Origin of the sequence: Shinella sp. G-2, from assembly GCF_050172695.1 — a bacterium.
Taxonomy (GTDB): domain Bacteria; phylum Pseudomonadota; class Alphaproteobacteria; order Rhizobiales; family Rhizobiaceae; genus Shinella.
The window spans coordinates 397,966-423,191 of the sequence record NZ_JBBEYH010000001.1; the positions used below are offsets into that span (position 1 = coordinate 397,966).

The following is a 25,226-nucleotide window of genomic DNA, read 5'->3' on the forward strand; positions in this document are numbered from 1 at the left end:
GCGAATCCTGCCAAGTCCGGGCATGGAATTTGCACCCCAACAGGATGAAGCGCTGAAGGCCGTCGCCCGGTGGCTGAAGGACGGACGGCAGCCGCTGTTCCGGCTGTTCGGCTATGCCGGAACCGGCAAGACGACGCTTGCCCGCCATTTCGCGGAGAATGTCGACGGCGAAGTGCTGTTCGCCGCCTTCACCGGCAAGGCAGCGCAGGTGCTGCGCTCCAAGGGCGCCAGCAATGCCAAGACGATCCATTCGCTGATCTATCGCCCGCGCGGCGAAGAGGAGGTGTCGGACGAAGAGACGGGGAAAACCTCGATCTCGCCGATGTTCTCCATCAACCGCCAGAGCCCGGTCGCCAAGGCCGCGCTCGTCGTCGTCGACGAATGCTCGATGGTGGACGAGGCGCTGGGGCGCGACCTGATGAGCTTCGGCACGCCCATTCTCGTGCTCGGCGATCCCGGCCAGCTCCCGCCCGTTTCCGGCGGCGGTTATTTCACCAATCAGGAACCGGACTATCTGCTGACGGATATCCACCGGCAGGCGCGCGACAACCCGATCATCCAGCTTGCCATGCAGGTGCGCGAGGGCAGCGACATCCAGTATGGCGACTATGGTGCGGCGCGCGTCATCGGCCGCAACGAGGTGGACCAGTCGCTGGTGCTCGACGCGGACCAGGTGCTGGTCGGCACCAATCGGACGCGGCGGCGCTATAACCAGCGCCTGCGCGAGCTGAAGGGCTTTACCACGGACTATCCGCAATCCGGCGACAAGCTGGTGTGCCTGCGCAACGACCCGGCCAAGGGCCTGCTCAACGGTTCGCTCTGGCAGGTGATGAGTTCGTCGAAGGAAACGGTGAAGCCCGGCATCAACCTGATGATCCGGCCGGAAGACGACGACATGGATCGCGGCGCGGCCAAGATCAAGCTGCTGAAGGCCGCCTTCGAGAATCTCGACGAGGAAATCCCGTGGTCGACGCGCAAGCGTTACGACGAATTCGATTTCGGCTATGCGCTGACCGTGCACAAGGCGCAGGGCTCGCAATGGAACGATGTCGTGCTGTTCGACGAGAGTTTTGCCTTCCGCGACACGCGTGAACGCTGGCTTTACACTGCCATTACGCGCGCCGCGGAAACGCTCACCATCGTGCGATAGGAGGGACCCCGCACGACGGACCGCTTATCAGGAAGCGGAACGAAGGGCCGGTCGTCATGTCCGGCCGCTTACGTCGGCCTTAATGGCCGACGATCCCGAGCATGACTGCCTTTGCGACAGCCTGGAAACGATTGTTGCTGTTGAACTTGGAGATGATGGCCTTCTCCATGATCTGCACTTCGCCGGGCTCGACTTCGAGCGCACGGGCGATGCGGCTGGTGGGGTACCCTTCGGCCATCAGCGTGAGACAGCGCAGTTCCACCGCGGTCAGGTGCGCCTGCGGCGTGTTGTCGTTGGTCTCGACCTCGAGCGCGCCGGTGAAATCCAGGAGTTCGTTGATCTGCTGCATCTGGCGGCGGATGGTCGACTGCTGGGCGGCAAGCTCGCGCTTGCGGGCCGTCATCGCCATGCGGAAGATTCCGTCAGCTTCTTCCTGGCTCTCGGCGGCGGAAAGCTGCTCCAGGAGTTCCTGGATCACGGCGACGGGCATGCCCGTTTCGCGGCAGGTGTTGACGACCGCCATCTGCTGGATTTCCGTGGGGCCGTAGACGCGCATCGGCCCGACGCGGGCGGCGGTCAGCAGGCCCTTTTCCTCGTAGAAATGCAGCGTGCGGTGGGTCACGCCAAAGGCGTTGGCCATGTCCGCAATGGCAAGGCGTCCGTCCGGCAGGTTCTCCGGCAGCGGCGCAACGGGCAGGAAGCGGATGGACTTGCGTGCGCCCGTCCGGGCCTCGGCTTTCTTCGACTCATTGGTCATCATGAAAGCAGCCCGCGAATGAGAAGATCGGTCATGTCATTACCCCCGGTCGCCGGCCCGAGACCATCTTCCCCGTGAAGGATGGGTGTCGGAACGGCGGATATTGCCCTTCACCGCATATGGTCTGCCGGCCTGTGCAATTCCGACAGAGTGTATACGATTGCTTGGTGGCCTTTCGATCCATTCTTGCAAAGGAATTGTACCGGATCGTCAAGCCAAGCGGTAAACATTACCAGTCCGCCCATGGTCCTAAAATAGGCCTTTGGCGCAGATATGCCTATCGCTACATCTAGGGATGTATTTCCTGTGGCCGGTTGTGCGGGCGATGGCCCTAGCGCCGGAGCGGCATGCCGACGGCTTGCGAGGCGGCCGCATCGGCCAGCGCGGCCGGCGCCGCCGTGGCGCAGGCGGCTCCCGGCCCCGGATGCGGCATGCCGCGGGGCGGCTGCCGTTCCTCGCGCGCAAGACATTCCATGATGCTGCTCGCCGTGCCGCTGCGCAGGGCATGGCGATAGAGCGGCCCATGGGCGGAGAGCGCCTGTGCGGCAAAGGCCACCGCCTCGAAGGTGAGGCCGGCATCGCTGCCGAGCTGGGCGCTGGAGAAATGCCGGGAATAGACGGTTTCGCCGGATCGCTCGTGGATCAGCCTTGCGTAGATGCCGCGCCCGTCGGCGCGATTCTCGATGCGGATCGCATAGGAGAGCGGAGGAGGATCGGGCGTTTCGCGCGATTCGGAAATATGCACCGTACGGTGATAGCCGGCCGCGCCCGCGATGGCGCGGGCGAGTGCGTTGCAGTCGCCGCCCGCCGGCCAACATTGCTGGATATGCAGTTGCGGCAGGGCCTGCGCCCGGCTGGCGAAGGTGCTCTGCACGGTCAGCACCCGCTGCGCCTTGTCGATCGCCGCATTGGTCGGCTCGGGATAGACGGAGGGCGCGAGGAAGACCAGCGGCAAAAGGGAAAAGAGCGCGAGCGGCGAGGAGACCGGGGCGGGAAGCCAGGAGCGCCGCATCTTCAGCTTCTGCCGGCAGGTGGTGACGAGGGGCACCTGCTCGCACGGCGCGGGCTGTTCCTCCGCTCCTTCGGCAAGGCTGTATTCCGGCACGTAGCTGCCGAGGGGCACGCGGATGCGCAGCCGCTGTCCGGCGCCTTCCGTCTGGTAATAGTGGTCAAGCAGCTTGCGCAGTTTGCCGGCCTGCACGCGCACCAGGGGGTCGATGCCGGCATCGAAGCCATGCGAGCGGCCGAAGACGTCGATGGCGATGCTGTAGCCCTTGAGCTGGGCCGCCTTGCCGGAAAGCTCGCTGTCGACGATGTAGGCCAGGAACGAGCGCAGCCGCTCGGAACGGGCAAAGGCCTCGCTGGCGAGGATGGCGTTCAAGGCGCGCCGCACGTGCTCGCACGCCGGCCTCTCGGTCCCGCTCATGGTGATGCCACAGAGGAGCCCATCGCCCTTGCCCTATACCCTTCCGTTCCCCGTCACGGCGCAGTGCGCCATCCTTAAAAATCGGGGGGAGTTTATCGGTGATTCTTGATCATCGGCAAGGGTGAAGCGGCGGCTACCCCGGCAATTCTTCCGCAAGTCCGGTTCGCATGGCCTTTGCGGCGATTGCCCTTGTGGAAACAACAGGCTAGACCTTCATGCACGAACAGGAGTCCGCGTCGTCATGCCCACGAAACTGTCGGTCAATCTCAACGCCATCGCCATGCTGCGCAACCGCCGGGACCTGCCCTGGCCGAGCGTCACCGGCATCGGCCGGATCGCGCTTCAGGCCGGCGCCAGCGGGTTGACCGTGCATCCGCGCCCGGACCAGCGCCACGTGCGTTTCAGCGACCTCGCGCCGATCCGCGCGCTGATCGACAGCGAGTTCGCCGGCACGGAGTTCAACATCGAGGGCTTTCCCGAGGAGAGCTTCATGCGCCTCGTCGAGGAGCATCGCCCCGAGCAGGTCACGCTCGTGCCGGACGATCCGGCGCAGGCGACCTCCGACCATGGCTGGGATTTCCGCAAGAGCCACAATCTCCTCGGCAATATCGTCGGCCGGTTGAAGAAGCTGGGCCTGCGCGTCTCCGTCTTTGCCGATGGCGATCCGGACCGCGAGGCGCTGACTATCGCCAAGGAGATTGGCGCGGACCGGATCGAGCTTTATACCGGCCCCTATGGCGGCTGCTACGACAATCCCGCTGAAGCCGCGCGCATCGTCGAGTTGCTCGGGGAGACGGCGGATATCGCCTTCGATCTCGGTCTCGACGTCAATGCGGGCCATGACCTGACGGTCGCCAACCTGCCGGCGCTCGTCGCGCGCATTCCACGCCTTGCGGAGGTCTCGATCGGCCATGGCCTGACGGCAGACGCACTGGAATACGGCATGGCGGAGACGGTGCGCCGCTTCTGCCGGGCCTGCGGCCAGGACGTCTGAGCGTAGCGCGGCGCCCCGGGAGGCGCCGCATTCCATTTTGCATCAGCCGAGGAAGGCTGCCTTGCTGGCGGCGACGAAATCCTCGAAGGATGTCGGCGTGCGACCGGAAAGGGCCTCGGCGTCGCCCGTCACCATGGCGATCTTGCCTTCGCGCGTGTTGGCGTCGAACGAGACGATGGTGGGGATGAAGCCTTCCGGCAGGCCGGCGGCCTTCAGGCCTTCGGAAAGCTGGGCATCCGTGACATGCACCACCTTCAGCGGCTTGCCGGTGGCGGCGGAGACGAGGGCGGCGATCTCCTCGGCCGTGCGGCTCTTCGTTCCCGTCAGCGTATAGGTCCTGCTCTCGCTGCCCGCTTTAAGGGCGGCGCCGGCAAGGGCGGCCGCCGTGTCGGCGCGGGTGATATGCGCGATCTTGCCTTCGCCGGTGGCGGTGTACCAGGAACCGGTTTCCAGCGCGTGGGGCAGGGACATGAAGAGGTTTTCCGCATACCAGCCGTCGCGCAGGATCGTGTAGGGGATGCCCGTCGCCTTGATGGCCTCTTCGGTGCCGAGATGGTCGGGTGCGAAGGTGACGAGCGAATCGTCCGGCTGCGGCATGGAAGTGTAGAGGATGTGCTTCGCGCCGGCCTTCTTGGCGGCGGCAACGGCGACCTTGTGCTGCGCAAGACGCTTGCCGGGCGTGTCGAGCGCGTCGGTGGAAATGATCAGCACCGTGCCGGCGCCGGCAAAGGCGGTGTCCACCGAAGCCGGATCGTCGAAGTCGGCGGCGCGCACCACGACGCCCCTGGCGGCATAGTCGGCGAGCTTGGCGGTGTCGCGGGTGGTGGCGATGATGCTGGCCGGGGCCTTGCCGGCGGAAAGAAGCGCGTCGAGAACGAGGCGGCCAAGCTGGCCGGAGGCGCCGGTGACGAGAAGCGTATCGGTCATGTCTATCCCTTTCAGGCAGGCTTGGCGGAAAGCGCCTCTTGTCCTGCTGCGAGTTGGTCTCTTATTGAGACTTGCTCTTATCTGGTAATCTGATAGAGCCTGTAAAGAAGGCAGTTTTTTCTGCGGTGGTTACCTGGAGGGAACCGGCTATGAACAGAATGGTCGACCGGGCCGAGGGCGAGCGCGTCCTTCTGATCGATGGCGTCGCCATGTCGATGGACGATTGCCCGGTGCGCGACGTGCTCGATAGCGTCGGCGGCAAGTGGACGTCGCTGATGATCCTCGGCCTTGCGGACGGGCCGCGGCGCTTCTCGCAGTTGCGCCGCTTCATCCCGGATATCTCGCAGCGCATGTTGACCCAGACGCTGCGCGACCTTCAGCGCGATGGCTATCTGACGCGCACCGTCTATCCCACCCAGCCACCCAGCGTCGAATATGCCTTGACGCCGCTCGGCCAATCCTTCCTTGCGCTGCTGCGTTCGCTGGTGCACTGGTCGACGGAGAACCATGCCGCGATCCGGGCCGCGCGGACGGCCTATGACGCGGAGCAGGATTGACGCTGCGGCCGCACGCCGCTTCGGGGATGGGCATGAAACCATTGGATATCGGCATTGCCGGCGCGGGGCCTGCGGGACTGGCGGCGGCACTGTTTCTGTCGCGCGCCGGCCACCGGGTCGAGCTGATCGAGCGCTTCGCCGAGCCTTCGCCTGTCGGCTCCGGCCTCCTGATGCAGCCGACAGGGCTCACCGTGCTCGATGCGCTCGGCCTTTCTCCCGCCATCCATGCTCTCGGCAACCGCATCGACCGGCTGCACGGGGCCGATGCGCGCAGCGGCCGCACCGTGCTCGATGTGCGCTACGATGCGCTGGCGGGCGGGCGCTACGGGCTGGCGGTGCATCGGGCGGCCCTGTTTTCGACCCTGCACGATGCGGTGGCGGCGGAGGGCCTTCCCATCCGCACCGGCATCACGCTCGCCAAGGCCGAGACGCGGCAGGCCCGCACGGCCCTGCACGATCCGGATGGCGAGATCGTCGGCGAATATGACCTGGTGATCGATGCGACCGGCGCGCGCTCGCAGCTTGCCGCCGCCTCCGTTGTCGCGCCGGCCGTGAAGGAGCTGCCCTGGGGCGCCTTCTGGGCGACGCTCGATTGCGAGGACATTGCCCATGAGGGGCGGGCGCTTTCGCAGCGCTATGACGCGGCGAAGGTGATGATCGGCATTCTGCCCGTCGGCCGGGCTCATGCGGGAGAGGGGCGCAAGGTCGCCTTCTTCTGGAGCCTCAAGACGGCGGATGCGGAGGCGGTGAAGGCGGCGGGGCTGGAGCGCTGGAAGGCCGGCATCGCCGATTACTGGCCGCAAACCCTGCCGTTCCTGGAGCAGATCACGGATTGGGATCAACTGACGCTCGCGCGGTATGCCCACCGCACCACGCTGCCGCCCCATGCCGACGGCATCGTCTTCATCGGCGACAGCGCCCATTCCACCAGCCCGCAGCTCGGGCAGGGGGCCAACATGGCGCTGCTGGATGCGGCGACGCTGGCCCATGCCCTCTCATCCGCCGGATCCGTGGAGGAGGGGCTTTCGGCCTATGCGGCCGCGCGGCGCAGCCATGTGCGGCTTTTCCAGCTGCTGTCTTACGTCTTCACGCCATTCTACCAGTCGGATTCGCAAGCCATCGCGTGGCTGCGCGACCGGCTTGTCGCCACGGTCGCGAACATTCCGCCGGCGCCGCAAATCCTGGCGGCGATCGTCTCCGGCACGCTCGCCGATCCCTTCACCCCCGCGGGCCTGCAGGAATGCCGCTGGCTGGACGCGGCCTTGCGGGAAGCCTGACGGCGGACACAAAAAAAGGCCGGTCGAAACCGGCCTTCCTGTTTTTGCCGTGTGCGGCAGATCAGGCTGCGACGAGCTGATCAGCCGACATCTTGCCGGACTTGCGGTCGCGGACCAGCTCGAAGCTGACCTTCTGACCTTCGTTCAGGCCTGCGAGGCCTGCGCGCTGAACGGCGGAGATGTGGACGAAAACGTCCGGTTCACCGCTGTCCTGCTGAATGAAGCCGTAGCCCTTGGTCGTGTTGAACCACTTTACGGTACCAGTTGCCATGACGAAACCTTTCCTGAGCCGTCAAATCAATCGTCGGCCGCCCGAGAGCGGCCATGGGTGGTCGAATTTGAAGGGGAAGTTCGTGAGCTGCAGGCTGGTAACCCGCAAATGCAGAAGTCAACGTTCAAATCTCGATGCGGGAGAAATAGGTGCTTTGCCGCCACCGGTCAAGGTGTCGGGCAGGCTCGAAAGTCATTCCGGCGTGGGGAGCGACGGATCGTCCGCGCATTGGGAAATCGGCAGCTGGCGGAAGGAATGGATGGCGAGGATGCGGCCTTCGCCGGCATCGGTCTCCACCGTCATGCAGGCGCAGGCATAGCCGTAATTGCCGTTGGTGCGCACATAGTCGCCGGCGGAAATATCGGGGATCCGGTCGAAGCCATCGGGCTCATCGCCGCCGCCCTGCGTCATCATCGTCCAGGTGCCGTCACCGTCTTCCAGCCACCAGTTGGCGGGTGTCGGGTTCTGCAGCCAGCCGCAGCGGTTCTCGGCGGCGCCGGCGGCCGCACTCGTCATGCCGAGCGCAAGTAGCGCGGCAAGCAGCGCGGCAAGCAGCGTGGTGATCTTCATCGGCGCCTATTTCTCCATTCTCTTGCAGTGGAACGTGTCGCCGCTCGCCCCGGATGCCCAGTCCATCTCCGTCGCGGTGATATTGGCAAGGCCGATCTGGTAGTCGTCGGCGAAGGTCAGCGTATAGGCGCCGCCATCCTTCTCGCTCTTGAGGATCGGCATGGGGCCTTCGCCGGCATCGTAGCTGTCGGCGGTGAAGGTGAAGGTCGAGACTTCGCAATCCCAGGTGCCGACATAGGGCGGCTCCTCGGCGGCGTGGGCGGGCAGGGTCAGGAGAAGGAGGGCGGCGGCGAGGCGAAGCATCGGCATGTCCGTTGAGCGGGAGGGGTTTTCAATCAACGGATGAGCGGGTGGCTTTATTCGCCTGCCCGATTGACGTGCCCGAATCGCCTGCATGTGAAGGGACGCGGCCCCGGCCGCGCGGCCGGGACCAGGATGGCGAGCGATTAGTTGATGTCGATGTGGCGGCGATCGTCGCAGTGACGGATCTCGTTGCGCATGCCGCGCTCGTCATGCAGCACGTACCAGTTGGTCGAGCAGTAAGCGCCGCCCTTGTTGAGCTTGAGGCGCGGTCTGACCTGGGCGAAGGTCAGCGGGCCACGGTCGGCGCCCGGGTAGTAGTCGCCGCCAGTGGACGATTCGCGGCTCTGGCCGCGGGACTGGGCGAAGGACGGGGTTGCGGCCGCGCCGGCGAGGGTGGCGATGGCGAGGGTAGCGAGAACAAATTTGCGCATGAGATTTCTCCTTGTTGGCAGAGCGTTCGTTCGCTCTTGTCACGGATAATCCTATGCTTCGGGCTGGTTGGCTGTTGCCTGGGTAACAGGGAGAGGCCCCGTTGCCGGGGCCTTCCTTTTTAGGCTGGCCGGGCCTTTTCAGGCTCAGCCTTTTTCAGAGGTTTAGGCCGGGCGCCGCTTGTCGACCCGGTGCTGGTCGAGGAAGGCGGCAATGGCGGTCTCGCCGTAAAGGCGGCGCTGCTCGGTGAGCGCCGAGGCGAGGCGGGCGGCATCGCCGAAGGTGACGATTTCCGCGTCCGTCGCCGCAGGATTGCGGGCGAGCGTATCGGTGACGATATCGGCCAGCGTATGCGGCAGGATGTCGGTGCAGTCCCGCATGCTTTCAAAGACAAGGCCGATGGGCAGGAGCTGGTCCTCGTGGATCACCATCGGTTCCGCACGTTCGTCTTCCCAGGCCTCGAAAGCCTCCAGGGCGTCGCCGAACAGTTGCTGCAGGGTGATGGGAGCATGTCCTTCGTGAAGGTCTGGCAGGAAATTCAACATTTTCTGTCTCCTTGGCGTAGGGCGGTTGACTTCGGAACTCCTAACTGAGGCCGGCGGTGAAGGCTTGCCGATCCGCGACGCGCATCGGCCTGCTGCACCGCAGGTCTCACAAATCTTAACAACGGGAAACGGATTGGGAAGCGAAAAAATTTGTTCGCAATCCGCCGTCTTCATCGTTTTCGTGGAGTTCTGTTTCAAATCAGGAGGATAGAGGGAAGAAATTTTTATGCCGCCTTGTGCGCCGCAGCGCCGCCCGGGGGCAGCTGCTGGTCACGGGCTACTGCGTGCGGGCGGCCAAATCACTGCTGTTCCCAAAGCTGCAAGAAGGTCGTTGACCAAGGCTTCGGACATCGCTAGAAGATGGCGAACCGTACGGTACGGTACTGAATTTGACGAGGGATATCTTGCACACGGTGGAGCAGGGCAGGGCAGGAGCGGCGATCGCGGGGCTGACGGAGCGTCAGGGCGCGGTGCTGGAGCGTGCGCTCGGCCTGCTGGTGGAAGGCGGCGAGCGGGCGCTGACGACGGCCGGTGTCGCCCGTGCGGCCAACTGTTCCAAGGAAAGCCTCTATAAATGGTTCGGCGATCGCGACGGGCTGATCTCGGCGATGATCACCTATCAGGCCGGCAAGGTGCGCACGGTCGAGGTGGAAGCGGGCAAGCTGACCGCGGAAACCCTGCGCACGCATCTCATTGCCTTTGCGCGCGATCTGATCGACGTGCTTTCGGGCGATGTCTCGCTGGCGCTCAACCGTCTTGCCATCGGCCAGGCGAGCCGCGAAGGCGCCGGACTCGGCCGTCTTTTGCAGGAACGCGGCCGCCGGCAGATCGGAAAACGCGCCGCCGCACTGCTTGAGGCCGGTCGCAAGGCGAAGCTGCTTGCATTTGACCGGGCGGACGAGGCATACGGCACGCTCTACGGCCTGATCGTCTCGGACATGCATCTGCGCATGCTCCTCGGCGAGGATGCCGCAGCGCTCAAAAAGGAATTCTCGCCGCGCGCGGAGAAGGCTGTCGATGCCTTCCTGACGCTTCACGGTGTGAAAGGATAAGCCGGCAGGACGGACCGCCGGTTCAACGAAACAGACAAGCAAGGGAAGGAACCATCGATGCGCGTCTATTACGATCGTGATGCCGATCTCAACCTCATCAAGGCGAAGAACGTCGCCATCGTCGGCTATGGCTCGCAGGGCCGTGCGCACGCCCTCAACCTGAAGGATTCCGGCGCCAAGAACGTCGTGATCGCCCTCAAGGCCGGCTCGCCGACCGTCAAGAAGGCCGAAGCCGATGGCTTCAAGGTCATGACCGTCGCGGAAGCCGCCAAGTGGGCCGACCTCCTGATGATGGCGACGCCGGACGAACTCCAGGCCGACATCTACAAGGGCGAAATCGCCGGCAACATCCGCGATGGCGCCGCCATCGCCTTCGCACACGGCCTCAACGTTCACTTCGGTCTCATCGAGCCGAAGGCATCGGTCGACGTCGTCATGATCGCGCCGAAGGGCCCGGGCCACACGGTTCGCGGCGAATACCAGAAGGGCGGCGGCGTTCCCTGCCTCGTCGCCGTTCACCAGAACGCTTCGGGCAATGCTCTCGACCTCGCGCTCTCCTACGCCTGCGGCGTTGGCGGCGGCCGTTCGGGCATCATCGAGACCAACTTCAAGGAAGAGTGTGAAACCGACCTCTTCGGCGAACAGGTCGTTCTGTGCGGCGGTCTCGTCGAGCTGATCCGCGCCGGTTTCGAAACGCTGGTCGAAGCCGGTTACGCACCGGAAATGGCCTATTTCGAGTGCCTGCACGAAGTGAAGCTGATCGTCGACCTGATCTATGAAGGCGGCATCGCCAACATGAACTACTCGATCTCCAACACGGCGGAGTGGGGCGAATACGTCACGGGTCCGCGCATCATCACCGCCGAGACCAAGGCCGAGATGAAGCGCGTCCTGCACGACATCCAGACCGGCAAGTTCACCTCCGAGTGGATGCAGGAATGGAAGGCCGGCGGCGCTCGCTTCAAGGGCATCCGTCGCAACAACGACGCCCACCAGATCGAGGAAGTCGGCGCCAAGCTGCGCGGCATGATGCCCTGGATCGGCAAGAACAAGCTGGTCGACAAGACCGTCAACTGATCGTTCCGCCTCGCGCAGAACGAAGGGCCGGGCGGTTCTCCGCCCGGCCTTTATTTCAGCAAGTCTGAAATATTGCGACGCATCCTCACGGCCCTTTGCAGTGCAGCAAGTATTGAACTTGCGCAAAGGCCCGAACGGGAACAAAATACGCAAGTGTTTCGTTCCGCTGTCAGGAGGATGGTGCGATGACCACGATTATCCAATACTTCGCCTGGTTCGATCTTTTTATCCTGGGCAGTATAGCCACTCTCGTGCTGCTCAGCCTTTACACCGACAGGGCGACATGAACGTTTCAGGCGCAAGTGCCTGAAGGCGAGGGCGCTTTATGCCCGAGTAAAACCGCACGAAACCTCGGTGCGTGTGCCTCTTTTTATGGTGCGAATATTTAGGTCAGCATTATTGACATAAAAACGGCGCCGTGATGAGGTGCGTGCAAACAACAAGCCCGAGGAAACCCCTATGTTCAAATGGGAAGACGCCTTCGCGACGCGCGCGTCGCGCATGAAGGCCTCCGAAATCCGTGAATTGCTGAAGCTGCTGGAGCGGCCGGACATCATCTCCTTCGCAGGCGGCATTCCGGATCCGGCGCTGTTTCCGAAGGAAGCCTTTGCTGCCGCCTATGCAGACGTGCTGGCGGGCGACGGCGCTGCGGCCGGCCTGCAATATTCGATCAGCGAGGGCTACAAGCCGCTGCGCGACTGGCTTGCCGGCGAAATGGGCAAGATCGGCATCCCCTGCACGGCGGAGAACGTCTTCATCGTCTCCGGCTCGCAGCAGGGCCTCGACTATCTCGGAAAGCTCTTCCTGTCGCCGAAGGACACGGCGCTCGTCACCTGGCCGACCTATCTCGGCGCGCTTCAGGCCTTCAACGCCTATGAGCCGACCTACGACCGGCTGAACCTTTCCGGCAACCGTACGCCGGACGCCTACCGCGCCACGGCGACGGAAGCGGGCGGGCGGGTCAAGTTCGCCTATCTCTCGGCCGATTTCGCCAACCCGACCGGCGAGACCGTCGACCGCGCCGGGCGCGAAAAGCTGCTGACGCTGGCCGAGGAACTGGATATCCCCGTCATCGAGGACGCAGCCTACCAGTCGCTGCGCTATGACGGCGAGGCGGTCCCGCCGATCCTGGCGCTGGAAATCGCCAAGACCGGCGATATCAACGCCACGCGCACCATCTATTGCGGCAGCTTCTCCAAGACGCTCGCACCGGGCCTGCGCGTCGGCTACATCGTCGCGGCCGCGCCGGTCATCCGCAAGCTCGTCCTGATGAAGCAGGCGGCGGACCTGCATTCCTCGACCATCAACCAGATGGCCATCGCGCATGTCGCCGAGCGCGGTTTCGATGCGCAGGTCGCCAAGATCCGCACCGCCTACAGCGCCCGCCGCAATGCCATGCTGGCGGCGCTCGAGAAGTACATGCCGGAAGGCGTTTCCTGGACGAAGCCGGAAGGCGGCATGTTCGTCTGGGTTACCCTGCCGGCCGGCATGGACGGGGCGAAGCTGCTTGCCCGCTCGATCGAGACGGAAAAGGTCGCCTTCGTGCCCGGCCAGGCCTTCCACGCCGACGGCAGCGGCGCGAATACCCTGCGCCTCAGCTTCTCCTGCGCCGACGGCGCCACGATCGAGGAGGGCATTTCCCGCCTCGGGCGCCTGCTGAGCAAGGAACGGCTGGCGGCCTGATTGCCGCATCCGACGCGGGGGCTTTGCCCCCAAACCTCTCCCCGCGAGCGGGGAGAGGGAACGGGCCTTCAGGACGAGGGCTGACCTACGCGCTTAACCAATCCACCATCGTTTCGTAGACCAGGTCCGGCAGCACCGTGAACGTATAGGGCGCGTGTACGCGTTCCCATTTCTGATGATAATCCCGCCCCCACGGGCCGATATTGACCGTCGGGAAGGCGAGCAGCCCTTCCGGCGCATCGTCGGTGAAGGCCGCGGACGGGGTGTTGGCGGCCAGCAATCCGGCTTCACCCGCCTCCGGCCGGTGGCCGAAGAAGCTCATGTCGGAAATGCCGGCGAAGATCTGCTTGAACTTGATCGACGTGCCGTGCCGCTCGGCGATATCGGCCATCACGCGCTGCAGCCGCGCCTGCCGGTCGCCGGCGCCGGCGCGCTCCAGATGCACCAGCGGATAATGCAGGCTGCCGAAGCCGATGACGACAGCGGGGCCTTCGACGCCAGCCTCCGTCGCCGCAGCCGCGACGATCTCGCGGCTCACCTTCAAGGGATCGGTGCCGCCTGAAAGCGCGCGGTCGAGGGCCGCGAGACGCTCGAGCGCATCGCCGCCGCGCGTCTTCAGCCGTTCCAGAAGCTCCGCATAGGTCAGCACCGTACCGTCCGTGCGTGCACCGGCGCGGTTGCGATAGCGGGCCTGATGGGCATCCTGCGTTTCGAGGGCGGTCTTGAGGGCGCCGGTGACGAGCGTGCGGAATTCACCGAGGATGTCGGTGGCGCTGCGGCGGTGCGTCAGCCAGTTGAAGGAAAGCCAGACGCGATCCGGCGTCGTCACGTCGTAACCGTCCCTGATGTCGCGGGCTTCGAGGCAGACGGGCGGCGGCGAGCGTTCGCCGAAGGCGTCGTCGCTGAGTTCCGGCACCGTGTCCATGGCGCGGACGATCTCGGCGCTGATGCGGTGGGCGCTGGTGCCGTTGAAGGGATAGCCGGCATGAGTCGGACGGCCGATGACGAAGGCGAAGGGGGCGAATTTTCCGATGGAGCCGAGATAGACCGCCCGGCCTTCCTCGCCGTCGCGCTCGCAGCTCGACGCGTCGAGGTTGATGCCGCCGACGATGTCGAGGTCGAACCGGCGGGCGATATCGGGCAGGGCATTGCGCAGGCTCCGCATGCCGCGTGAGCGGTTTTCCTCGTCCGGCGTGGCGACGAAGAGGATGTTGCCCTCGGGCGCTTCCAGCGCCGCGAACCGCTCCAGCGCGGCGATACCGGCGGCAAGGCCGCTCTTCATGTCGAGCAGGCCGCGCCCGGCGATGAAATCGCCACTTTCGAAATCCTGCAGCGCCCTTGACTCCGCCCCGTTCAGGGGCCGGCTGCGCAGTTCCTTCACGAGGGCCTGCGTCAAAGGCTCGGGATCGCAGGCGAGCGCGGCGAGCGTGCCGTAATTGGCAATGGAAACCGTGTCGAAATGGCCCGCCAGCACTACCATGCGGCGACCCTTGCCCCGCACCAGCGCCACGACATTGCGCGTCAGCGGCGCACCGTGGCTGTCCACGGTGAAGAGCTGATCGGGGTGCTGACGGAAGTAGGGCGTTTCGGCGAGGAGCGCGCGCAGCCTTTCCGAAAAGTCCGCCTCGTCCGGCGTGCCGGTCACGCTCGGCCAGCGGGTCATCAGCAGGGACAGGTCGCGGGCGCGGATGGCGGTTTCGTTCGTCTGGGACATGGGGCCTGCCGAAAGCGGTTGCGTTGAGGATAGCGCAAGGCTAGCCAAGGAGACCGGCAAGCGAAACGGCAATCTTTTGTGAAAATTGCCCTTCGTTCTGCCGTTTCGTTACCCCTGATTGGCAATTCGGCACATGGATACGATCGATCGGAAACTCCTCTCCCTGTTGCGCAAGGACGGCCGCGCCTCGCTTTCGGCGCTGGCGGCGGAGTTGAAGGTCTCGCGCGGCACCGTGCAGAACCGCATCGAACGCCTGACGCGGGAGGGTGTCATTGGCGGGTTCACCGTACGGGTGACGGAGGCGGACGATCCGCATGCCGTGCGTGCCGTCATGATGATCGAGATCACCGGCCAGAAGACGCTGGCGGCCATCACGGCGTTGCGCGGCATACCGGAGGTGCGCGCCCTGCACACGACGAACGGCGCCTGGGACCTCGTGGCGGAGATCCAGGCGGACAATCTCGTCGAGTTCGAGCGCGTGTTGCGCGGCATCCGCGCCATGGACGGCGTCTCGAAGTCCGAGACGAGCCTGCTGCTGACGACGCTCTGAGCCTCTTGTCTTGTCATTCTCCGACGCCAGGGCGATGCCGCTTCGGCTGGAAATGCGCTACGGCATCACGATATCGATTTCCTCGCCCGTGGAAGAATAGGTGATGCGCCCACCCTTCCAGCCGTCCTGTCCTTCAAGGCGAATCTCCAGTGTCACCTTGCCGTCCCGCGAGGGCACCATGAAGCTGCCGTCCGGCGTCGGCAACTGGCCGATGGAGAAGGTGTAGCGCGCGAGCGCCATTTCCGAACCGACCTGCAACCGGGTGAAGGTCCGGGCCGTCAGCTCGTTCAGCTTCTCCGCCGAGAAGAAGGCCAGATCGTCCATGCGGAAGAGCCGTTCCGGCCGGAATTCGGCATCCCATGGCATCATCATGCTGGAGGCGGTGATGCCGCGGTCGTTGGCATTGTAGTCGCGCATCGTGCCGGGCGTGTCGGGCACCTCGGCCAGGATGCGCATCGAGTCCCTGTTGATGCTGATTTCGGAGAAACGGGCATTCTTGCCGAACTGTTCGCCGACGGCCGCCAGCGTTTCCCGCGTCGTCTTGGGATCGAGCCAGTTGCGCTTCGGCTGGCGGGCGGCGGGAAGGTTGGCGAAACGTACCGTGCCATCAGCGGTCAGTTCGACGGAGCCGCCGTTGGAAAAGAGCGTCATTTCGCCCGGCTGGCCCCAATCGGTGAAATTCACCGTCCAGCGCTGTTCCGGTTTGCCGGGACCTTCGGAAAAGAGCCGCAGCATCATGTAGTTCATGCTGGATTTCTCGTTGCCCCACGCTTTGATGGCATTGTCGCGCACCTTGGCGAGCGGTGTAAGGTCGATGTCGGACAGCGACAGGGCGGGCCTTTGCGCCGTGCCGGGGAACATCGGCGAAGTAATGGCCGACTTCCTGACGCCCGACAGGTCCCAGGAATAGCCGACCGTCGTTTCCGGCAGGGTCGGATGATCGGCCGTCAGGGAAATGGATTTCGGATAGACGGTCAGGTCGCGCACGATGGGTTTGGTGCCGATGACGGAGATCAGGCTTTCGATCGCCGCTTCCTTCGGCCAGTCGTCGTCCTTGTAGAAATCCGCGTTTTTGGCGCGCTCCGTGTTGCTCAGGTCGCCGCCGACGATCGTGCCGTCGGCATCCGCGTAAACCGTCGCGGTTTCGCGTGCGGAGGTGATGTAAAGCGTCCAGCGGACCTCGCCATAGGCCGGCGCGGGCAGGAGGCTCACCCGCCGCGCGATCTCGATGGACTGCACGGTGCCGGCATCCTGCAGCCGGGCATAGACGATGGCGCGGCTGGCGATCGCGTTCAGCTTGTCGAGCGGGACGGAACCGAGCGGGAAGAAGCCGCTGGCGGTATCGGCGACGATGGCGGGCGCGGGCTTTGCCGAAGGTCCGCTCACGATTTCCGCCTCGAAGAAAAGGAGGCGGGTTCCCTGCCGCACCTGCCATTCGTCCGTGTCGCCCGGCCGCGCACCGCGTGCCAGAACGGTGATCTCGGTCGGGGTTACGCGGATCGTGTGCATGTCGGCCTTGCCGCCGAGCGCCTCGACGATGCGGCCGACCGCGCGGGCCGCTTCGCCGGTTCGGGTGATGTAGCTTTCGGCCGCCAGCGCGGGCGCGCCCGCAAACACCAGGAGCGCCAGGCAGGCGGCCAGAAACGCCCGTGCCATGCTGGATGCAACTGCCATGACCGATCCCTCCGCCCTTGCCGGAATGCGTCTCACCCTCGAAAGCAAGACGAAAGGCGTGGCCGGTTTATTCCGGGGTATGAAAAGCCACTTTCCATTGCCTGTCAGGTAGCTACACTCCGCCGGCGTTGCCGGAAGGACCCCCGCCGGCATTGCCGGAAGGACCCCATGTCGCTACGCCTCGCCACCTTCAATATCGAAAACCTCATGACCCGTTTCGATTTTACGGGTTTTCGCAACCAGGTTCGACAGGATCGCGTCCTGCGGCTCTTCGACATCCGCAACGAGGCGGAATACCAGCGGCTGGAGGAAGCGCGCACCGTCGCCCATACGGACGACACGCGCCAGCATTCGGCGCTCGCCATCGCCGATGCGGACGCCGACATTCTTTGCTTGCAGGAAACCGACAACATGGCGGCCTTGCAGGCCTTCGAATACGGGTATCTCTTCCGGATGGTCGGCAACGGCTACCGCCAGAAATACCTCATCGAGGGCAATGACAGCCGCGGCATCGACGTTTCCGTGCTGATGCGCGAGGAGACGCGCGACGGCCAGCGCATCGAATGCATCGATATCCGCAGCCATGCCGCCGTCACCTATCGCGATTTCGATCTCTATACGCCCGATCTCGGGCAGGGGCTCAATCCCGACGACAAGATCTTCAAGCGCGACTGCCTGGAAATGGACCTGCGCATCGGCGGGCGCCCGCTGACGCTCTATGTCGTGCATTTCAAGTCGATGGGGCCGGGCCGGGACGGCATGGACGGGCGCCAGTCCACCATGCCGGTGCGCATGGCCGAGGCGCGCGCCGTGCGCCGCATCATCGAGAATCGTTTCGGCGCGGGGCACACCGCCGACAAGGCCTTCGCCATTTGCGGCGACATGAACGACTACCAGGAGAAGCTGGCCATCGAGGGCGACAAGCGCAGCGGCTACCGCTTTGTGCCGCAGAAGGAGCCGCTGAGCGCGCTCGACGCGTTCAGCGCCGATGGCTTTGCGGTGAACCCCATGCTGCGCCGGCCGGTCGAGGATCGCTGGACGCTCTACCACAGCCGCGGGCCGGAGGAGCGCCACCTCTGCCAGCTGGACTATATCTGGCTCTCGCCTTCGCTGGCCGAGCGCAACGCCCATCATGTGCCGGAGATCATCCGCGCCGGCCAGCCGTTCCGCACGCTCTTTCCGCCGGGGCAGGATGTGGAGCGCTATCCGCGCGTCGGCTGGGACCGGCCCAAGGCCTCGGACCACTGCCCCATCGTCATGACGCTCGATCTCTAGGTTTCGTCATTTCCACTTGCCCGCGGCCATGGCCTCGGGCAGGCTTGCGGCAAAAGATGAATGAGGAGAATGCCTTGTCCCGTCGCTACGCCATCTATGACGTCTTCACCGACACGCGGCTCGCCGGCAATCCGCTGGCCGTCGTCTTCGATGCCGATGGTCTCGAGGACGATGCGATGCAGCGTATCGCGGGCGAGTTCAACCTGTCCGAAACGGTCTTCGTGAAGACCCCGGAAAACCCGGCGCATACCGCGCGCCTGCGTATTTTCACGCCCGGCCGCGAGCTGCCCTTTGCCGGTCACCCGACGGTGGGGGCGGCGGTCGCCATCGCCGAAGCCAGCGAGGCGGCGGCCGAGCCGCAGGATCAGGTCAGCGTGCTCGAAGAGAATGTCGGGCCGGTGCGCTGCGCGGTCAAGCGCGGGGACCGCAAGGCGGCCTTCGCGGAATTCGACCTGCCGCGCAAATCCGTCCGCCTCGATGCGACCTTCGACCGACAGGCGCTGGCCGACGCCTTCAGCCTGAAGCCCGGCCAGATCGGCTTCGAGAATCACGTTCCCTCGCTGTGGAGCGCTGGCGTCGCCTTCGTGATGGTTCCGGTGCACGACCTCGCGGCGGCGGCGGTGGTGGAGTTCGACCCGGCGCTCTGGGAGCGCTGTGCGCCCTTTGCGGAGGGGCGGCTGGCCTCCGCCTATCTCTATTGCCGCGGCGGGGTGAATCACAATGCGCGCTTCCATACCCGCATGTTCGCGCCCGACATGGGCATTGCCGAAGACCCGGCGACGGGCGCCGCCGTCGCGGCCCTCTCCGGCGCCATCCATTTCTTCGACAGGCTGGTCGACGGCCACCATCCGTTCCTGATCGAGCAGGGTGTCGAAATGGGCCGTCCCTCGCATATCCACCTGCATCTCGACGTCGTCGGCGGGGCGATCGCTGGCGCGCGCATCGGCGGAGAGGCGATCCGCATCGCGTCGGGCACGCTGGATTTGTGACGGCTTTTTTGCACTGCGGAAGAAATTTGACCCTCCGCGCACTTTTTTTCAGACAGCGTATAGACAAGCCCGGAGAACGCCTTTATACGCCCCTTCAGCACCGCAGCAGCGGTCAAGTGGGTGATTAGCTCAGTTGGTAGAGCAGCTGACTCTTAATCAGCGGGTCCACGGTTCGAGCCCGTGATCACCCACCAAATTCTTCTTATTTTCGCTGATTATACAGATACTTGCCTGATGGCGAGTGTCTGTGCTTCAGGCCCGTGGGGTGCGACTTGGAAACGGGTTTCCGCTTCCTGTTCCGGAAAGCTGCGGGCTGAATATCCGCCTGTCGCGATAACCAAGGCCCGCGCTGAAATCGCCTTCCGGTGATGCTGACTCCCACCGCCTCCCGTTCGCAACTGAGAGACGATACGGCATTTCCTTGCGGCGCCCTGGGGGTATCAAGGCTGCGGAGAACGAGCGCCGCGACCAGGTCGGGCCTCAGCCGTCTGATCCAAAGCGGGCTGCGTTGAATGCGGCCGGCTTTTCCACCGCGCGCGTCATGCTTTCACGGCTACCGATGTCCTCCGCGCTCGCGACGGCGCGTTGCAGGCTCGCCGGAAGGGCCAGACGCTCGAGCGCGTCAGCCGGCGCGAGCGCCCAGTCGAGAATCGCTTTGTTGGAAACCGTCCATGCGCTTGGCTGCCGCGTATCGAGAAGGCCGTTCTGCGCGACGGTGGGCTGGCGCAAGAGCCTCCCCGTCATGCTGAGGCCTCCCATGGCCTTGAATGTCGAGGACGGAATGAAGGCCGATGTGCTGACCGTCACGACGCGTTCGATGTCTGTCTTGAACGTCGGGAGCGGAACGCTGATGGCCGAAAGGTCGACGAATTCGGGCTGCTCGGCGGTCGCCGGGCCCATGACCTGCCTTTCCAGGGCTTTCTCCGCGCGGCTCTTTCGTGTCGGCAGCAATGCCGTCACAAGGCTGTCGGTCGCGGCGTCGTCTTCGGACAGCGCCGCGCCGGCAGAGCTTGCGGCCATGATCGACTTCGAGCCGACACGCCGCTTGTAGTCCGCCATGGCGACGTTGTAGCCGGGCAGGGGGCGACCATCGGCGGGAACGTGCAGTGTCTTGCCGTTCGGGAAGATGCGCACCAGCTCCTGACGCGTCATGCGCGGCCAGGCGCGCACGCGGCCGACATCGAGATGGACGAAGGGCGAGCCCGATGTCGGGTAGTAGCCGACGCCGCCGACCTGCATCTGCATGGCGACCGCGCGCAGTTTCGCCAGTTTCACGCCGGGGATGAAGAAGTCCATCGCCTTGCCGAGCGTATGCTGGCTGTTCTTGGCGACACCGGTGTTGCGCGAGCGGCCGCGCAGCATGTTGTTGGTGGCCGGCGAACGGTAGGCGGAGACGATGTGGACATAATCCTTTGCGCCGCTGCGCTGATAAACTTCCCAGACGAGATCGAGCAGGCGCGGATCCATGCGGGCCGGCTCGTTCCGGCGCCAGTCCCGCAGAAAGCGATTGATCTGTGCGAGCCCCTTCGCATCGAACCTGCCGTCACGCTTGAAGGTGATCGTCGCGCGCTCGCCGGTATGGGTGAAGAACAGTTTCAGCGATCGGTCTTCGGCGAATGATGCGGCAGCACTCAATGTGAGGGCCGAAGCGGCAATGGCGGCGAGGGAGGAGGCTTGTGCGACAAGGCGGGCAACGTTCCTGGTTGCCTTGACAGCGGCGGCATGAAGCGCGCGCGCCAGATACGCAGATACCGAATACTCAGACACAGCAATTCCGATCCAAACGAGATGCGTTCCGGGCGGCAGAGACACTCCGCCCGCAAGGTGCTGGCGAGAATTATGGTCAACAAAGGTTTAAGAAGCCGTTGATGGTCCCGCGCGCGTCAGGGGTCTTCTCCTGTGCGGACGCCCTTCAGATCGCTCCCGACTCGCGTGCGAGAAGCGCAAGTCCGCAAGCGATAAGCACACCGCCCGTGATGCGCGACACCTGCTTGCCGCCCGGCGCGAGCTTTTCGATGGCGACATAGACGGTGATGGCGGCGATCCACCAAATGTTCATGATGCCGCCGACGAACAGGAGCGCCATCAGCGCCCAGCAGCATCCAAGGCAGTAACGGCCGTGCAAAACGCCCATCCGGAATGCGGCTGCCCGCCCGGTTCGCCGATGTCTTGTCAGGGACGCGACAGGCCCCCGGCAATGCTCGAGGCAGGCGGCCTTGATGGGCGACAGTTGATAGGCACCCGCGCAGATAAGAACCATGGCTGCCATGAGCACCGTGGCCAGGTTCATGTACATCGCCGAGATCATGCCGCCGGTGGCCAGGATGGCTTGGATCAGCGTTGCCGCCAGGCTGAAGACGCCCCAGATCGCGAGGTATCCGGCCAGGAAGTTCAGCGCCGGCCCAGCGCCATGCTCCCGATGGAGTGCACCGTAGAGCAGGACCGTTGGCGCTGCGCTCGGCACCATCATGGCAATCATCATCAACCACCACATGACGAAGACGACGGCACCATAGCGCAGCGACCACACATGCGGGCTGACCATGTCCGGGGCTCCGCCGAGCAGCGCTCCCGCCGGGCCGGTATTCACCGACATGTCTATCGACGACATGCCCGTTCCCGCGCCGAGGAGGATGTACCAGGCGGCCAAGGTCACGGACAGTATCAGCGTCGCGATCACGATCACCCGGTCGCGCGCAAGAAGGCGTTCGACGGCCGACAGGTGCATGGCGGTCCTCAGGCGGCGTGCTCGATGACGCCCTTGCCGTTCATGTAGACCCGGCAGATATGCGCGTGTGTGTCCCTGTTGTTGTCGAGTTCGATTGCGCCCGACGTTCGGGTCGTGCCGCTGGCCATCTCCGCCACACGGTATTCGAACCCGTGCGGCAGATTGATCCGCGCGCGGTGTTCGGCTCCGGTCACAGGGTTGCGGATCGGTTGAACCTCCATTTCGAAGACGTCGGGGACCCGAACGTGTCCGGTGCGCCTGTCGATATCGACGTCGAAATCGATCGGCTTCGACAGAACCTCGAGCTTTGTCGGAGACATCTTGCTGAAGACCCAGAACATGGTGGCCATGTCTTCCGTGTCACCGCCCGAAACGATCGTCGCGACGGCGTCCCGTTGCGCCGGACTGGCGTTCGAATCCACGACGAGCTGAACTGTTCCGTTGCCGAGATGGATCGGGCCGGGCCATTTCGCGGTCAGCGCCATCCTGACGCCATCGAGGCGGACGTCGCCGTGAAAGCCCGATTTTATGATGAAACCCACCGCGGCTTCGCAGTTTCCGTTCGTGGGCAGCGCGTTGAACTGACAGGGGCATCCGAAGCTGCAATTGCAATTCGCGATCTCGAGGGCATCGATCTCCCAGGGTGTCATGATAGCCTCCCCAATTGTCTTGAGTAGGCTAATATAGATATCACTAATCGATTTGCTTCGGTAGGGGCGACGACGGACAGAACGGGCTGCGGCCGGCATTTCGGGCGCGGCAAGGTCCGCGAGACCGGTGCGCAACGCGAAGCATGCGGGCAGCATTGGCAAGCTACAGCCATCCGGCTTTCTTGAAGCGCTGGAAGAGGATGGCGCAGACCACGGCGATGACCCCGAGCACGACGAAGTAGCCATAGCGTGTCTGCAGTTCCGGCATGTACTGGAAATTCATGCCGTAGATGCCGGCAATTGCGGTCGGCACCGCAAGAATGGCCGCCCAGGAGGCCAGTTGCCGGGTAATCGTACCCTGCCGCTGCTGTTCCAGCAGGTTGCTGGCTTCGAACACCGACGTGATGACTTCACGCAGGCCCGCCACCATCGCTTCGACGCGCCGGACATGGTCGTGCACGTCGCGGAAATAGGGTTTGGCATTCTCGTCGATACAGGGAAGATCGAGATGGCTGAGCTTGCCCACCACCTCTGCCATCGGCCCGAGCACGCGCTGAAAGAGAATGACCTGCCGGCGCATACGAAACAGGCGGCGGATCTGTTCGCGCTCGAGAAAGGAGGCGAGCATATGCTTTTCCATCGTCAGCACATTGTCCTCCATCTTCTCGACCATCGGCAGATAACCGTCGACGATGAAATCGATGATGGCGTGCAGCACGTAGTCCGGACCATGCTCCAGGAGCTTTGGCGATTGCTCGAGTTGTTCGCGAAGCTCCTTGTGGGCGCGGGCCGAGCCGTGGCGCACCGTGATGATATGGTGTTTGCCGACGAAGATGCAGGTTTCGCCATAGGCGATCTTGTCGCCTTCCAGATGCGCGGTCTTGGCAACGACGAACAGCTGGTCGCCATAGATTTCCACTTTCGGAACCTGGCGGCCGTTCAGGGCATCTTCGACGGCAAGCGGATGCAGCCCGAACATCGTCTTCAGCTTTGCCATCTCGTCTTCCGTGGGTGCCGTCACGCCGATCCAGACAAATTCGCTCTCGACCGGCGCATGGCGCTCGTCGACAAGTTCGACGGGATTGGCGCGCGTTCCGTTTCGGTAGGCGTAGGCGGCAACGATGGTCATGAAGGCGATCCGAAAGCAGGCTTAGAGGAGCGCTATAGGTGGCCCGGCCGACGCGTTGCGGCAAGCGGTCTGCGGTATTTGTACCGGCATATTCCACCGAGAGCGGCGGAAGACGGCGGTGCCGGCCGAAGAACCGCGCATCGACGGCGCGAGGTGGGCTACCGCTACACGTCCCGGGTCCCGCACCAATCCGCTGCGAAAAGCGCCAGGGTCTTGGTGACGCGCTTCAGGGAGGAGAGGCTGACGCGCTCGTCGATGCCGTGGATGTTTTCGGAGACCGGTCCATAGACGAGCGAGGGAATGTTGCCGTGCACGGAGAAGACGGCGGCATCGAGATAGCAGGCCATCACATAGGCATCGAGCGCCGCGCCGGCATGGGTGACGGCGTGCACGGCGCGAAGGGTGTCCTCGGCCAAGGTCCCTTCGGCCAGCGTGTAGCCGGCATGCATGACGCCGACCCAGCTGAGGCTGACCAGATTTCCGCCGGCGAAGGCCGGGTCTTCGAGCTGGAGGCGGGCGACAAAGGCTTCGACTTCGGCGGCCCGAACCTTCGGGTCTTCGCCGGGATAGAAGCCGATGCGGCCTTCGGCGACACAATCGCTCGGGATCGAGGCGATCCAGTCGCCGCCTGAAATCGTGCCGATCGTCAGCGCGACGGGATTGGCAAGGTCCTTGAACCAGCGCTTGTCTTCCCGTTCGGCGATCCAGCGCTGTTCCAGAACGCGAAGATGACCGATCAGGCGAACCATCAGGTCGATGGCGCTTTGCCCGGATTCCGGATCGCGCGGATGGGCGGGGCGCCCGCGCGTTTCCAGCCGGAATTTGATCACGCCCGCATTGGCGCGCACGAGCTGCTCGTCGGTCGGTTCGGGGCTGACGATCACATCGGCGGTAAAACCTTCGGCGAAAAGCGTCGCCGCGCCATTGCCGGTGATTTCCTCTTCCACGACGGACTGGATCTGGACGTCGCCAGATAGGGAAAGACCGGCCTCGGCAATCGCGTCGAGTGCAAAGATCGAGGCGACGAGCCCCGCCTTCATATCCCCCGCGCCACGGCCGTAAAGCCAGTCTCCCTCCCGCCGGGGCTCGAAGGGCGGCGATGTCCAGCGGTGACCGCTTCCGGCCGGCACGACGTCGACATGGGAATTGAAGGCGAGCGAGCGTCCGCCGCCCGTCGAGACCTTGCGGCCGACGACGTTCCAGCTGTCGCTGTAGTCGACCGTCGCCGGCGAAAAGGCCGGATGTATGCCGATCCTCGATGCGTCGGTGGGCAGGCGGCTGATCTCGAAACCCCGCTCTTTCAGCGCCCCAGCGATGAAATCCTGCGCGGCGGCCTCCTCGTTGCGCAGGGATTTGAAGCGCACCAGCTTTTCCAGGAACTGCACCTGATCGTCGAAGAGCCGGTCGACGGCGTTGAGAATACGGTCCTGTACGGAGGTCATGGCGGCCCCTGGCTGAAACTGTCTTGCATGGTTGCGGGGCGGCGTCGCCGCCCCGCG

24 protein-coding genes, 1 tRNA gene and 1 pseudogene are annotated in these 25,226 nt (G+C 64.5%); 11 read left to right on the forward strand and 15 right to left on the reverse strand.

The window, feature by feature from the left end; all coding sequences use genetic code 11:
- Positions 1–22 precede the first annotated feature (22 nt).
- Positions 23–1,150 carry an ATP-dependent DNA helicase gene (locus tag V8U06_RS01955; protein WP_226918603.1) on the forward strand — a complete coding sequence of 376 codons (1,128 nt, stop codon included), beginning with the start codon at positions 23–25 and terminating at the stop codon, positions 1,148–1,150.
- Between the two features lie 79 nt (positions 1,151–1,229).
- Here the strand turns inward: V8U06_RS01955 and V8U06_RS01960 are convergent, their stop codons facing one another.
- Together V8U06_RS01960 and V8U06_RS01965 are read right to left on the reverse strand one after the other, a co-directional pair.
- Positions 1,230–1,907: a MerR family transcriptional regulator gene (locus V8U06_RS01960; RefSeq protein ID WP_427139567.1), complete on the reverse strand. Its 678-nt coding sequence runs from the start codon at positions 1,905–1,907 to the stop codon at positions 1,230–1,232.
- A gap of 331 nt (positions 1,908–2,238) precedes the next feature.
- Positions 2,239–3,300, reverse strand: a complete 1,062-nt coding sequence (locus V8U06_RS01965) for a hypothetical protein (RefSeq protein WP_427139281.1) — start codon at positions 3,298–3,300, stop codon at positions 2,239–2,241.
- 274 nt (positions 3,301–3,574) lie between these two features.
- Here V8U06_RS01965 and V8U06_RS01970 point away from each other — a divergent pair, with 274 nt between their 5' ends.
- A complete protein-coding gene (locus V8U06_RS01970) occupies positions 3,575–4,327 on the forward strand; it encodes a pyridoxine 5'-phosphate synthase (protein ID WP_427139282.1) in 753 nt (250 codons plus the stop codon).
- Positions 4,328–4,369: 42 nt separating this feature from the next.
- Here V8U06_RS01970 and V8U06_RS01975 read toward each other — a convergent pair whose 3' ends face one another.
- On the reverse strand, positions 4,370–5,254 hold the full coding sequence (locus V8U06_RS01975) for an SDR family oxidoreductase (protein ID WP_427139283.1): 885 nt from the start codon (positions 5,252–5,254) through the stop codon (positions 4,370–4,372).
- A 149-nt stretch (positions 5,255–5,403) separates the two neighbouring features.
- Here V8U06_RS01975 and V8U06_RS01980 point away from each other — a divergent pair, with 149 nt between their 5' ends.
- Together V8U06_RS01980 and V8U06_RS01985 are read left to right on the forward strand one after the other, a co-directional pair.
- Positions 5,404–5,811, forward strand: a complete 408-nt coding sequence (locus tag V8U06_RS01980) for a winged helix-turn-helix transcriptional regulator (RefSeq protein WP_226918608.1) — start codon at positions 5,404–5,406, stop codon at positions 5,809–5,811.
- A gap of 32 nt (positions 5,812–5,843) precedes the next feature.
- Positions 5,844–7,088: an FAD-dependent oxidoreductase gene (locus V8U06_RS01985; RefSeq protein WP_427139284.1), complete on the forward strand. Its 1,245-nt coding sequence runs from the start codon at positions 5,844–5,846 to the stop codon at positions 7,086–7,088.
- Between the two features lie 61 nt (positions 7,089–7,149).
- Here V8U06_RS01985 and V8U06_RS01990 read toward each other — a convergent pair whose 3' ends face one another.
- The 5 genes from V8U06_RS01990 to V8U06_RS02010 form a co-directional block, all read right to left on the reverse strand.
- Positions 7,150–7,359 carry a cold-shock protein gene (locus tag V8U06_RS01990; protein ID WP_226918610.1) on the reverse strand — a complete coding sequence of 70 codons (210 nt, stop codon included), beginning with the start codon at positions 7,357–7,359 and terminating at the stop codon, positions 7,150–7,152.
- 192 nt (positions 7,360–7,551) lie between these two features.
- A complete protein-coding gene (locus tag V8U06_RS01995; protein WP_427139285.1) occupies positions 7,552–7,929 on the reverse strand; it encodes a DUF4087 domain-containing protein in 378 nt (125 codons plus the stop codon).
- A 6-nt stretch (positions 7,930–7,935) separates the two neighbouring features.
- Positions 7,936–8,232, reverse strand: a complete 297-nt coding sequence (locus V8U06_RS02000) for a hypothetical protein (protein ID WP_427139286.1) — start codon at positions 8,230–8,232, stop codon at positions 7,936–7,938.
- Positions 8,233–8,375: 143 nt separating this feature from the next.
- Positions 8,376–8,663: a hypothetical protein gene (locus tag V8U06_RS02005; RefSeq protein WP_427139287.1), complete on the reverse strand. Its 288-nt coding sequence runs from the start codon at positions 8,661–8,663 to the stop codon at positions 8,376–8,378.
- A gap of 162 nt (positions 8,664–8,825) precedes the next feature.
- Positions 8,826–9,206 (reverse strand): hypothetical protein, encoded by a 381-nt coding sequence (locus V8U06_RS02010; protein WP_226918614.1) that lies wholly within the window; start codon positions 9,204–9,206, stop codon positions 8,826–8,828.
- Positions 9,207–9,610: 404 nt separating this feature from the next.
- Here V8U06_RS02010 and V8U06_RS02015 point away from each other — a divergent pair, with 404 nt between their 5' ends.
- From V8U06_RS02015 to V8U06_RS02025, 3 genes and pseudogenes are all read left to right on the forward strand, one after another.
- Complete coding sequence (locus tag V8U06_RS02015; RefSeq protein ID WP_427139288.1) at positions 9,611–10,258, forward strand: TetR/AcrR family transcriptional regulator C-terminal domain-containing protein; 648 nt, start codon at positions 9,611–9,613, stop codon at positions 10,256–10,258.
- 24 nt (positions 10,259–10,282) lie between these two features.
- Positions 10,283–11,335 (forward strand): annotated as a pseudogene (ilvC, locus tag V8U06_RS02020) (ketol-acid reductoisomerase); the annotation flags it as partial.
- A gap of 459 nt (positions 11,336–11,794) precedes the next feature.
- A complete protein-coding gene (locus V8U06_RS02025) occupies positions 11,795–13,018 on the forward strand; it encodes a PLP-dependent aminotransferase family protein (RefSeq protein WP_226918616.1) in 1,224 nt (407 codons plus the stop codon).
- Between the two features lie 85 nt (positions 13,019–13,103).
- Here V8U06_RS02025 and V8U06_RS02030 read toward each other — a convergent pair whose 3' ends face one another.
- Positions 13,104–14,732, reverse strand: coding sequence for a M20/M25/M40 family metallo-hydrolase (locus tag V8U06_RS02030; protein WP_427139289.1), 1,629 nt, complete (start codon positions 14,730–14,732; stop codon positions 13,104–13,106).
- Positions 14,733–14,865: 133 nt separating this feature from the next.
- Here V8U06_RS02030 and V8U06_RS02035 point away from each other — a divergent pair, with 133 nt between their 5' ends.
- A complete protein-coding gene (locus tag V8U06_RS02035; protein WP_427139290.1) occupies positions 14,866–15,282 on the forward strand; it encodes an Lrp/AsnC family transcriptional regulator in 417 nt (138 codons plus the stop codon).
- Between the two features lie 57 nt (positions 15,283–15,339).
- Here V8U06_RS02035 and V8U06_RS02040 read toward each other — a convergent pair whose 3' ends face one another.
- A complete protein-coding gene (locus tag V8U06_RS02040) occupies positions 15,340–16,956 on the reverse strand; it encodes a hypothetical protein (protein ID WP_427139291.1) in 1,617 nt (538 codons plus the stop codon).
- A 168-nt stretch (positions 16,957–17,124) separates the two neighbouring features.
- On the opposite strand from V8U06_RS02040, the gene V8U06_RS02045 reads away from it, so the two are divergent.
- From V8U06_RS02045 to V8U06_RS02055, 3 genes are all read left to right on the forward strand, one after another.
- On the forward strand, positions 17,125–18,231 hold the full coding sequence (locus V8U06_RS02045; protein ID WP_427139292.1) for an endonuclease/exonuclease/phosphatase family protein: 1,107 nt from the start codon (positions 17,125–17,127) through the stop codon (positions 18,229–18,231).
- Between the two features lie 56 nt (positions 18,232–18,287).
- On the forward strand, positions 18,288–19,220 hold the full coding sequence (locus V8U06_RS02050) for a PhzF family phenazine biosynthesis protein (protein ID WP_427139293.1): 933 nt from the start codon (positions 18,288–18,290) through the stop codon (positions 19,218–19,220).
- Positions 19,221–19,338: 118 nt separating this feature from the next.
- Positions 19,339–19,414, forward strand: a tRNA-Lys gene (locus V8U06_RS02055).
- A 286-nt stretch (positions 19,415–19,700) separates the two neighbouring features.
- On the opposite strand, the gene V8U06_RS02060 is transcribed toward V8U06_RS02055, so the two are convergent.
- From V8U06_RS02060 to V8U06_RS02080, 5 genes are all read right to left on the reverse strand, one after another.
- Entirely contained in the window at positions 19,701–20,987 is a 1,287-nt protein-coding gene (locus tag V8U06_RS02060; RefSeq protein ID WP_427139294.1) for a DUF882 domain-containing protein, read from the reverse strand.
- Between the two features lie 145 nt (positions 20,988–21,132).
- Positions 21,133–21,948: a DUF2182 domain-containing protein gene (locus tag V8U06_RS02065; RefSeq protein WP_427139295.1), complete on the reverse strand. Its 816-nt coding sequence runs from the start codon at positions 21,946–21,948 to the stop codon at positions 21,133–21,135.
- A gap of 8 nt (positions 21,949–21,956) precedes the next feature.
- On the reverse strand, positions 21,957–22,754 hold the full coding sequence (locus V8U06_RS02070) for a DUF1326 domain-containing protein (RefSeq protein WP_427139568.1): 798 nt from the start codon (positions 22,752–22,754) through the stop codon (positions 21,957–21,959).
- Between the two features lie 7 nt (positions 22,755–22,761).
- Positions 22,762–23,727: a magnesium/cobalt transporter CorA gene (corA, locus tag V8U06_RS02075; RefSeq protein ID WP_427139296.1), complete on the reverse strand. Its 966-nt coding sequence runs from the start codon at positions 23,725–23,727 to the stop codon at positions 22,762–22,764.
- Between the two features lie 164 nt (positions 23,728–23,891).
- The gene (locus V8U06_RS02080; RefSeq protein ID WP_427139297.1) at positions 23,892–25,169 is read right to left on the reverse strand and encodes an ArgE/DapE family deacylase; all 1,278 of its coding nucleotides are present in this window, start codon (positions 25,167–25,169) and stop codon (positions 23,892–23,894) included.
- Between the last annotated feature and the right edge of the window lie 57 nt (positions 25,170–25,226).

Excerpts from the sequence above, each read along its gene's own strand:
- corA (WP_427139296.1), bottom strand. The coding sequence starts at position 23,727 with ATGACCATCGTTGCCGCCTACGCCTACCGAAACGGAACGCGCGCCAAT.
- V8U06_RS01955 (WP_226918603.1), top strand. The coding sequence starts at position 23 with ATGGAATTTGCACCCCAACAGGATGAAGCGCTGAAGGCCGTCGCCCGG.
- V8U06_RS02040 (WP_427139291.1), bottom strand. The coding sequence starts at position 16,956 with ATGGCAGTTGCATCCAGCATGGCACGGGCGTTTCTGGCCGCCTGCCTG.
- V8U06_RS02005 (WP_427139287.1), bottom strand. The coding sequence starts at position 8,663 with ATGCGCAAATTTGTTCTCGCTACCCTCGCCATCGCCACCCTCGCCGGC.
- V8U06_RS02030 (WP_427139289.1), bottom strand. The coding sequence starts at position 14,732 with ATGTCCCAGACGAACGAAACCGCCATCCGCGCCCGCGACCTGTCCCTG.
- V8U06_RS02045 (WP_427139292.1), top strand. The coding sequence starts at position 17,125 with ATGTCGCTACGCCTCGCCACCTTCAATATCGAAAACCTCATGACCCGT.
- V8U06_RS02065 (WP_427139295.1), bottom strand. The coding sequence starts at position 21,948 with ATGCACCTGTCGGCCGTCGAACGCCTTCTTGCGCGCGACCGGGTGATC.
- V8U06_RS02035 (WP_427139290.1), top strand. The coding sequence starts at position 14,866 with ATGGATACGATCGATCGGAAACTCCTCTCCCTGTTGCGCAAGGACGGC.
- V8U06_RS01990 (WP_226918610.1), bottom strand. The coding sequence starts at position 7,359 with ATGGCAACTGGTACCGTAAAGTGGTTCAACACGACCAAGGGCTACGGC.
- V8U06_RS01970 (WP_427139282.1), top strand. The coding sequence starts at position 3,575 with ATGCCCACGAAACTGTCGGTCAATCTCAACGCCATCGCCATGCTGCGC.
- V8U06_RS02050 (WP_427139293.1), top strand. The coding sequence starts at position 18,288 with ATGAATGAGGAGAATGCCTTGTCCCGTCGCTACGCCATCTATGACGTC.
- V8U06_RS01960 (WP_427139567.1), bottom strand. The coding sequence starts at position 1,907 with ATGACCAATGAGTCGAAGAAAGCCGAGGCCCGGACGGGCGCACGCAAG.
- V8U06_RS01985 (WP_427139284.1), top strand. The coding sequence starts at position 5,844 with ATGAAACCATTGGATATCGGCATTGCCGGCGCGGGGCCTGCGGGACTG.
- V8U06_RS02010 (WP_226918614.1), bottom strand. The coding sequence starts at position 9,206 with ATGTTGAATTTCCTGCCAGACCTTCACGAAGGACATGCTCCCATCACC.
- V8U06_RS02025 (WP_226918616.1), top strand. The coding sequence starts at position 11,795 with ATGTTCAAATGGGAAGACGCCTTCGCGACGCGCGCGTCGCGCATGAAG.
- V8U06_RS02000 (WP_427139286.1), bottom strand. The coding sequence starts at position 8,232 with ATGCTTCGCCTCGCCGCCGCCCTCCTTCTCCTGACCCTGCCCGCCCAC.
- V8U06_RS01995 (WP_427139285.1), bottom strand. The coding sequence starts at position 7,929 with ATGAAGATCACCACGCTGCTTGCCGCGCTGCTTGCCGCGCTACTTGCG.
- V8U06_RS01980 (WP_226918608.1), top strand. The coding sequence starts at position 5,404 with ATGAACAGAATGGTCGACCGGGCCGAGGGCGAGCGCGTCCTTCTGATC.
- V8U06_RS02070 (WP_427139568.1), bottom strand. The coding sequence starts at position 22,754 with ATGCTGCCCGCATGCTTCGCGTTGCGCACCGGTCTCGCGGACCTTGCC.
- V8U06_RS01975 (WP_427139283.1), bottom strand. The coding sequence starts at position 5,254 with ATGACCGATACGCTTCTCGTCACCGGCGCCTCCGGCCAGCTTGGCCGC.
- V8U06_RS02080 (WP_427139297.1), bottom strand. The coding sequence starts at position 25,169 with ATGACCTCCGTACAGGACCGTATTCTCAACGCCGTCGACCGGCTCTTC.